Annotated in this window: 7 protein-coding genes; 5 read left to right on the top strand and 2 right to left on the bottom strand. The window is 69.3% G+C overall.

Annotation, left to right across the window (positions count from 1 at the left end; all coding sequences use genetic code 11):
• The first annotated feature begins 7 nt into the window (after positions 1-7).
• The 3 genes from NON19_RS31385 (at position 8) to NON19_RS31395 (ending at position 1129) form a co-directional block, all read left to right on the top strand.
• Positions 8-451: a hypothetical protein gene (locus NON19_RS31385; protein WP_255932625.1), complete on the top strand. Its 444-nt coding sequence runs from the start codon at positions 8-10 to the stop codon at positions 449-451.
• A gap of 200 nt (positions 452-651) precedes the next feature.
• Positions 652-1008, top strand: coding sequence for a hypothetical protein (locus tag NON19_RS31390; protein WP_255932627.1), 357 nt, complete (start codon positions 652-654; stop codon positions 1006-1008).
• On the top strand, positions 1001-1129 hold the full coding sequence (locus NON19_RS31395; protein ID WP_255932629.1) for a hypothetical protein: 129 nt from the start codon (positions 1001-1003) through the stop codon (positions 1127-1129). Before NON19_RS31390 ends, NON19_RS31395 begins: the two co-directional genes overlap by 8 nt.
• Before the next feature lie 53 nt (positions 1130-1182).
• Here NON19_RS31395 and NON19_RS31400 read toward each other — a convergent pair whose 3' ends face one another.
• A complete protein-coding gene (locus tag NON19_RS31400) occupies positions 1183-2352 on the bottom strand; it encodes a steroid 3-ketoacyl-CoA thiolase (protein ID WP_255932641.1) in 1170 nt (389 codons plus the stop codon).
• Between the two features lie 238 nt (positions 2353-2590).
• Here NON19_RS31400 and NON19_RS31405 point away from each other — a divergent pair, with 238 nt between their 5' ends.
• Together NON19_RS31405 and proP are read left to right on the top strand one after the other, a co-directional pair.
• Positions 2591-3823, top strand: coding sequence for a cytochrome P450 (locus NON19_RS31405; protein ID WP_255932653.1), 1233 nt, complete (start codon positions 2591-2593; stop codon positions 3821-3823).
• 244 nt (positions 3824-4067) lie between these two features.
• Entirely contained in the window at positions 4068-5495 is a 1428-nt protein-coding gene (gene proP, locus NON19_RS31410) for a glycine betaine/L-proline transporter ProP (RefSeq protein WP_372514364.1), read from the top strand.
• Between the two features lie 96 nt (positions 5496-5591).
• Here proP and NON19_RS31415 read toward each other — a convergent pair whose 3' ends face one another.
• Positions 5592-7655 (bottom strand): MDR family MFS transporter, encoded by a 2064-nt coding sequence (locus tag NON19_RS31415; RefSeq protein ID WP_255932657.1) that lies wholly within the window; start codon positions 7653-7655, stop codon positions 5592-5594.
• Between the last annotated feature and the right edge of the window lie 243 nt (positions 7656-7898).

A 7898-nucleotide genomic window follows, 5' to 3' on the forward strand; every position in this document is an offset into this window, starting at 1 on the left:
GAATCCGATGTCCGCGGCTGGAGCGTCCGTGCGGGAGCGCGCCGCCAGAAGCCAGTTGGCGCCCGGAGAGCAACTGCTCTCCTACGCCCTCGTCGTTCCGGTGAAGAACGCGCGAGGCGTGAGCGTGAACGTCGGCGGCATGGTCGGCAACGCCATCATGCGCAACGTCGGCGCCCAAGGCGGCGGCCACGGCAGCATCGCCGCCTCCTGCCCGGACGTCTCACGCGGTCTGGTCCTGCGCGTCACCACCCAACGCGTGGGGCTGGTGAACAACCTGGACGGCACCCCGGTCTGGGAGATTCCCCGGAACTGGGTCGCCCGCGTGGAACGCAGGCCCCGCCTCCAGCTCATGGCCCGCTTCCGGGTCCACTACGCGGACGGCTCCTGGCTGGCGTTCATGACGTTCCGACGCCGCACCATCGAGTCGTTCCGGGCAGTGCTGGGCGGGTAGCGCGGCAGGCTTGGATTCAACGTTTCGCCCACCCGACTACCGTCGGCCGTTCGCTTGCGTTGCGCACGGTCGGTCGCGGGTCGGGGGTGCCCTGCCGCGGCTCGCGCCATGAAGGCGGCCCTCACCTATACCCGTGGCCAGAGATGGGGATGCGGGTACCGTGACCGGGGGCATCCCAGGGAGAACAGCGGGAGAACAGCATGACGGCGCACCCTGCCGAGCCTGATGGGCCGCTCATCCCCAGACCTGAGAAGACATTCCCAGCCCTCCGGGCCGCCCTCGCCCAGGTGGCGCCGTCCCGACTGCCGGAGATGACGGCTGAGCGTGACACGGTCTTCACGATGGCCACGCAGCACAACAGCTTCGGCCCCATCGCCATGTTCCAGCTCAAATGGGCGACCGTGATCGAAATCGAACGGTTCCCAGGCATCGCCCAGCGGTTCCATGCGGCGGAGCAGGCCGCTCAGGGCGCGGAGGACCGCGAGGCACTTGATCACGCCATGTGTGAGATCCGGGAGATCATGGACCACGCACGGGCACAGGTCGCCGGTGAGTGACTGGGCCTGGGAGTACTTCCCGGACGCGCAGCATGTCACCGGCGATACCCCGAACCTCGCTCTCATCGCCCAGATCGAGGAGCGCGCGGACGTATTCGGCTGCCGCCGCGCGGCGTACTAGCCCCGCCCGCGCGGGGCGCGGCCATTAGCCGCGCCCCGGTCGGGCTGGCGGGCTCAGAGTCGCTGGATGATCGTCCCCGTCGCCAGCGCGCCGCCCGCGCACATGGTGATCAGGGCGAACTCCCGGTCCGTGCGCTCCAGTTCATGGAGCGCGGTGGTGATCAACCGCGCTCCCGTGGCGCCCACCGGGTGGCCCAGCGCGATCGCGCCGCCGTTGACGTTGACCTTGTCCATGTCGGCGTCGAAGACCTGGGCCCAGCTCAACACCACCGACGCGAAGGCCTCGTTGATCTCGACCAAGTCGATGTCCCGCAGCGTCATGCCCGCCTTGCCCAGCACCGCCCGGGTGGCGTCGATCGGGCCGTCGAGGTGGAAGTGCGGATCGGCGCCGACCAGGGCCTGGGCCACGATCCTGGCCCGGGGCCTGAGCCGCAGTGCCCGGGCCATCCGCTTGCTCGCCCACATCACCGCCGCCGCGCCGTCGGAGATCTGCGAGGAGTTGCCCGCGGTGTGCACCGCGGTCGGCATGACCGGCTTCAGGCCCGCCAGCGCCTCCGCGCTGGTGTCGCGCAGCCCCTCGTCCCGGTCGACCAGCCGCCACATGCCGCCGCCCGCGAGCTGCTCCTCCTCGGTCGTCGGTACCTGGACGGGATAGGTCTCCCGCTTGAAGCGCTCCTCCGCCCATGCGGTGGCCGCCCGCCGCTGGGACAGCAGGCCCAGCGCGTCCACCCGCTCACGGGTCAACCCGCGCCGTTTCGCGATGCGTTCGGCCGCCTGGAACTGGCTGGGCAGGTCGACGTTCCACTCGTCGGGGAACGGCCTGCCGGGCCCGTGCTTGGAGGCGCTGCCGAGCGGAACCCGGGACATCGCCTCCACCCCGCAGCCGATGCCGATGTCGATGACCCCGCCTGCGATCATGTTGGCCACCATGTGGTTGGCCTGCTGGGAGGAGCCGCACTGGCAGTCCACGGTGGTGGCCGCCGTCTCGTACGGCAGCCCCATCGCCAGCCATGCGGTACGGGCCGGGTTCATCGACTGCTCCCCGGCGTGGGTGACGGTTCCGCCGACGATCTGCTCGACGCAGTCGGGCTGGATACCGGTGCGGGCCAGGAGTTCGCGATAGGTCTCGCCCAGCAGATAGGCGGGGTGGAGATTGCTCAGCGCGCCGCCGCGCTTTCCTATGGGGGTGCGTACTGCCTCGACGATGACGGGTTCAGCGGCCATGAATCTCGTCCTCTCCTCGGCTCCGGGCGTCCCGGCGCCCGGAACCCACGGCGGAACTAGTACGCGTTCCAGTTCTCCTCGCAGTTGTATTACCGGGGGTACGGGGGCGCAAGGGGTGACGCAGGCCAACGAGTGCTCATGGCGGGTAACGGATGGCGCGGAGTCCCTTGCCAGTTGACGCGACCGTCACTAGCTTCGACAGCCTACCTGACGAGCCGTCAGTTACCCGGAGTCGCCGATGCCCTGCCCCGCGCTGCCCGATGGCTTTGACTTCACCGACCCCGACCTCTACCACCAGCGGGTCCCGCTGCCCGAACTCGCCGAACTGCGCGGCACCGCACCGGTGTGGTGGAACGCCCAGCCGCACAACATCGCGGGCTTCGGCGACGACGGCTACTGGGTCGTCACCCGGCACCAGGACGTCAAGGAGGTCTCCACCAACCCGGAGGTCTTCTCCTCCAACCGCAACACCGCGATCATCCGGTTCAACGAGTCGATGACCCGCGACCAGATAGACGTCCAGAAGCTGATCATGCTGAACATGGACCCCCCGGAGCACACCAGGGTCCGCCAGATCGTCCAGCGCGGCTTCACTCCACGGGCGATACGCGCCCTGGAGGACACGCTGCGCGAGCGGGCGCGAAGGATCGTGGCCAGGGCCAAGGCGGCCGGAAGCGGCGACTTCGTCACCGACATCGCGGTGGAGCTGCCGCTCCAGGCCATCGCCGAGCTCATCGGCATACCCCAGGAGGACCGCGCCAGGATCTTCGACTGGTCGAACAAGATGATCGGCTACGACGATCCGGAACTGGCCATCACCGAGGAGATCGGCCGCGACTCCGCACTGGAGTTGATCTCGTACTCGATGAACCTCGCCGCCGCCCGCAAGGAGTGCCCGGCCAAGGACATCGTCAGCGCGCTGGTCGCCGCGGAGGACGAGGGCAACCTGGGCACCGACGAGTTCGGCTTCTTCGTGCTGCTGCTCGCGGTGGCCGGAAACGAGACCACCCGCAACGCCATCACCCACGGCATGCACGCCCTGCTCACCCACCCCGAGCAGTGGGCGCTCTACAAGAGCGAGCGCCCCAGGAGCGCCGCCGACGAGATCGTGCGCTGGGCCACGCCCGTGGTGTCGTTCCAGCGCACCGCCACCTGCGACACCGCGCTCGGCGGCCAGGAGATCAAACGCGGCCAGCGGGTGGGCATCTTCTACTCGTCGGCCAACAACGACCCGCAAGTGTTCGACGCGCCCGAGCGCTTCGACATCACCCGCGACCCCAATCCACACCTCGGCTTCGGCGGCGGTGGGCCGCACTTCTGTCTCGGGGCCAACCTCGCCCGGCTGGAGATCGACCTGATCTTCAACGCCATCGCGGACGCCGCCCCCGGCATCCAGCTGGTCGGCGAGCCACGACGGCTGCGCTCCGCCTGGCTCAACGGAGTCAAGGAGCTGCGTGTGACCTACACGTAACCGACCGCGATGTAAATCCGGAATGCCCGACATAAAGAGGTGACAAAGCTCACCGAAAGATCATCGATCGGTCGCCCGGCCGCTCGGCGTTTCCGCAGTTCGGAGCGGTGTTTCCGTAAACATCACAGCGCAGGGCGGTACATCCGCCGCTCTGTCGGCACTGTCTAAGGTCGAATCCGGCCATTTCCGAGACACGCGGTCCCACCCGGTCTCGGAACCCCGAGACAGGAAGCAGGCAGTCAGCGTGACCACGGCCACCCGATATCGACATTCCGACACGGAAGCGGCCACACGCCCCCGCGGCTCCCAGGACGTGACCGACGTGACCGTCGTCGACCAGCGGATGGTCAAGCGGGCGGTCAGCGCCGCCGCGCTGGGCAACGCCATGGAGTGGTTCGACTTCGGTGTCTACAGCTACATCGCGGTCACCCTCGGCGAGGTCTTCTTCCCCTCAAGCAGCTCCACGGCCCAACTGCTGTCCACCTTCGGCGCGTTCGCCGCGGCGTTCCTCGTCCGCCCCATCGGCGGCATGGTGTTCGGCCCGCTCGGCGACCGGATCGGTCGGCAGAAGGTGCTGGCCATCACCATGATCATGATGGCCGTGGGCACCTTCGCCATCGGCCTGATCCCGTCCTACGCCAGCATCGGCGTCGGCGCGCCGATCCTGCTGCTCGCCGCCCGGCTGGTGCAGGGCTTCTCCACCGGCGGTGAGTACGGTGGCGCGTCCACCTTCATCGCCGAGTACTCGCCCGACAAGCGGCGCGGGTTCCTCGGCAGTTGGCTGGAGTTCGGCACGCTGGTCGGCTACGTGGCGGGCGCGGGGCTCGTGGCCGTGCTGACCGGGCTGCTCAGCCACGGCCAACTGCTCTCCTGGGGCTGGCGGGTTCCGTTCCTGATCGCCGGTCCGCTGGGACTGATCGGTCTGTACCTGCGACTGCGGCTCGAAGAGACGCCCGCCTTCGCGCAGTTGGAGCAGCAGGCCCGGGCCAAGCAGACCGAGCAGCAGGGCTCCACTCTGCGGGAGATCCTGGTCGGGCAGTGGCGCGCGATGCTGCTGTGCGTGGCGCTCGTGCTGGTGTTCAACGTCACCGACTACATGCTGCTGTCGTACATGCCCAGTTACCTCTCCGGGCAGCTGCACTACGACGCCAGCCACGGGCTGGTGGCGGTGCTGGTCGTGATGGTGCTGATGATGGCGGTGCAGCCGTTCGCCGGGAAGCTGTCCGACCGCTTCGGGCGGCGGCCGGTGATCGGAGCGGGCTGCCTCGGCTTCCTCGTACTGTCCGTCCCGGCGCTGCTGTTGATCCGGCAGGGCAGCCTGCTGGGCGTGTACGTGGGCATGACCGCGCTCGGCCTGCTGCTGGTGTGCTTCACCGGTGCGATGCCCGCGGCGCTGCCCGCGCTGTTCCCGACCCGCATGCGGTACGGGGCGCTGTCGATCGGCTTCAACATCTCCGTCTCGCTGTTCGGCGGTACGACGCCGCTCGTCGTGACGGCGCTGATCAGCGCCACCGGTAACGGGATGATGCCCGCGTACTACATGATGGCCGCCGCGGTGATCGGCGGGATCGCGGTGCTGTGCATGCCGGAGACGGCCCGCAAGCCGCTGCCGGGCTCGCCTCCGGCGGTGGCCACCCGGGCCGAGGCGGACGCGCTGCGCGCGGGGCGGTAGCGCCTTCGGGGGTACGGCAGGGGTTCTCCGGCCGCGAAGGCGAGCGACCACGTCGGTCCAGACCGGCGGTACCAACCAACCGCGAACGATGGGGTGTTACGACGCCGGTCGTCCGGCGTCCGGAGCGGACGGACGATCGCGATCGTCCCCGCACAGCTGGCCGCTCAACCTCCTCAGCAGGTCGTGCAGATCGTCCGTGGTGTGGCGGGGGTCCCACCAGTCGCCGAGGAGTTCGGCCAGCACCTGCGTACGGGCCTCCACCAGGCGGGCGGCGACCCTGCGCCCCTCGGAGGTGAGTACCAGTACCAGCCCCTCGCGGCGGGTCAACCGCCGCAACTCCGTCTCGGCCGCGGCCTGGTACACGATGTGCGGCGGAACGGTGGTCCGTTCCGCCAGCAGTTGCGGCGCCGCCGACCCGTAACGGTTGATCCGCAACAGCAGCCAGCTGGAAGCCGGATGCAGATCCATCCCGGCCAGGTCGGTGATCTTCTGGTACAGGTCGCGGCGGCCCTCCTTGGTGCCCAGCGCCGACAGCGCGCGAGCCACCTCCTCACGCGAGGACCGCTCGACCGGGTTGGAGGCGTACGTCTCGCTGACGTCCGGCGCCCGTACCGAACCGCGCAGCGGCTGCTCCCTCAGGAACCACGCCAGTACGAAGGCCACCGCGGCCACCGGCACGGCGTACAGGAACACATCGGTGATCGCCCCCGAGTACGCGTGCAGCACCGCCGCCCTGGTGATGGACGGCAACGCGGTGATGCTGTGCGGATCGGCCTGGAGCAGCTTGGGGTTGAAGCCGGGCGGCACCGGCTTGCCGGCCAGCGCCGAACCCATCTTGTCGGCAAGCTCGTTGGCGAAGATGGTGCCGAAGATCGCCACGCCGAACGACGCGCCGATCGACCGGAAGAAGGTCGCCCCCGAGGTGGCCACGCCCAGATCCTGGTAACCGACCGCGTTCTGCACCACCAGCACCAGTACCTGCATCACCAGGCCGAGGCCGAAGCCGAAGACGAAGAAGTCCACGCTCATCATCAGGGTGCTGCTGAACTCGGTGAGCCGGTGCAGCAGGATCAGGCCGACGATGATCACGGCGGTGCCCGCGACCGGGAACACCTTGTACCGCCCGGTACGGCTGACGAGCTGGCCGGAGGCGGTGGAGGACAGCAGCATGCCGAAGACCATGGGCAGCATGTGCACACCGGAGAGCGTGGGGCTGACCCCGTGCACGACCTGCAGGAACGTCGGCAGGAAGGTCATCGTGCCGAACATCGCGAAGCCGATGACGAAACCGATGACCGAGCACAGCGAGAACGTCCCGATGCGGAACAGTCTCAGTGGGAGCACGGGTTCCGCCGCCTTGCGTTCGATGGCGACGAAGACCGCGAGCAGTACGGCACCGAGTACCGCGAGCCCGATGATCTGCGGCGATCCCCAGGCCCAGGTGGTGCCGCCGAGTGAGGCGACCAGGACCAGGCAGGTCGCCACCGCGGCGATGACGGCGGTGCCCGCGTAGTCGATGACGTGCTTGGTGCGGTGCCGTGGGATGTGCAGTACGGCGGCGATGACGGCGAGGGCGACGACGCCGATCGGCAGGTTGATGTAGAAGACCCAGCGCCAGCTGAGGTGGTCCACGAACAGTCCGCCGAGCAGCGGTCCGAGCACGCTGCTCGCACCGAACACCGCGCCGAACAGGCCCTGGTAGCGGCCACGGTCGCGGGGCGGCACGATGTCGCCGACGATCGCCATCGACAGCACGATCAACCCGCCGCCGCCCAGGCCCTGGAGGGCCCGGAAGCCGATCAACTGGCCGATGTTCTGGGCGAGTCCGCACAGCGCGGAACCGGCCAGGAAGATCACGATCGCGGTCTGGAACAGCTTCTTGCGCCCGTACTGGTCGCCGAGTTTGCCCCACAGCGGGGTGGCGGCGGTGGAGGCGAGCAGATAGGCGGTGACCACCCAGGACAGGTGCCGCATGCCGCCCAGGTCGCTGACGATGGTGGGCAGCGCGGTGGAGACGATGGTCTGGTCGAGCGCGGCCAGCAGCAGGCCCATGAGCAGGGCGCTCATCGCCACGAGGACGGTCCGCCGCTGCTGTCCGCCCGGCCCTTCGGCCGGGCGGTGGGCGGCCACGTTGGCGGTCGCCGCGTCGTCGTATGCCATCGACGCCTCCTCGCGGTGTCGCTATCGCCGTAGGGCTTCGCCCATCGTCACGCCGTTCGAACGCCCCCGCCTGTTGGGGCCGCCGGGGGGCGGGGGGCACGGCTCGGTTGGGGGGGCGGTGGCGCGGCTGGGTTCGGCGCCGCCGGTCTGCGCCGTGGTCGTTGCCCGCCGCTGCAGCGGATTGGGGAGCGGCGGGCCTTTCGGGCAGGCACCTGGCCGTGCGCTCCTCGGGGGTTTGGGGGC

Source organism: Streptantibioticus rubrisoli, from assembly GCF_024436055.1.
Lineage (GTDB): Bacteria > Actinomycetota > Actinomycetes > Streptomycetales > Streptomycetaceae > Streptantibioticus_A > Streptantibioticus_A rubrisoli.

Coding starts and splice junctions, on each gene's coding strand:
- NON19_RS31385 (WP_255932625.1), top strand. CDS start 8: ATGTCCGCGGCTGGAGCGTCCGTGCGGGAGCGCGCCGCCAGAAGCCAG.
- NON19_RS31390 (WP_255932627.1), top strand. CDS start 652: ATGACGGCGCACCCTGCCGAGCCTGATGGGCCGCTCATCCCCAGACCT.
- NON19_RS31400 (WP_255932641.1), bottom strand. CDS start 2,352: ATGGCCGCTGAACCCGTCATCGTCGAGGCAGTACGCACCCCCATAGGA.
- NON19_RS31405 (WP_255932653.1), top strand. CDS start 2,591: ATGCCCTGCCCCGCGCTGCCCGATGGCTTTGACTTCACCGACCCCGAC.
- NON19_RS31415 (WP_255932657.1), bottom strand. CDS start 7,655: ATGGCATACGACGACGCGGCGACCGCCAACGTGGCCGCCCACCGCCCG.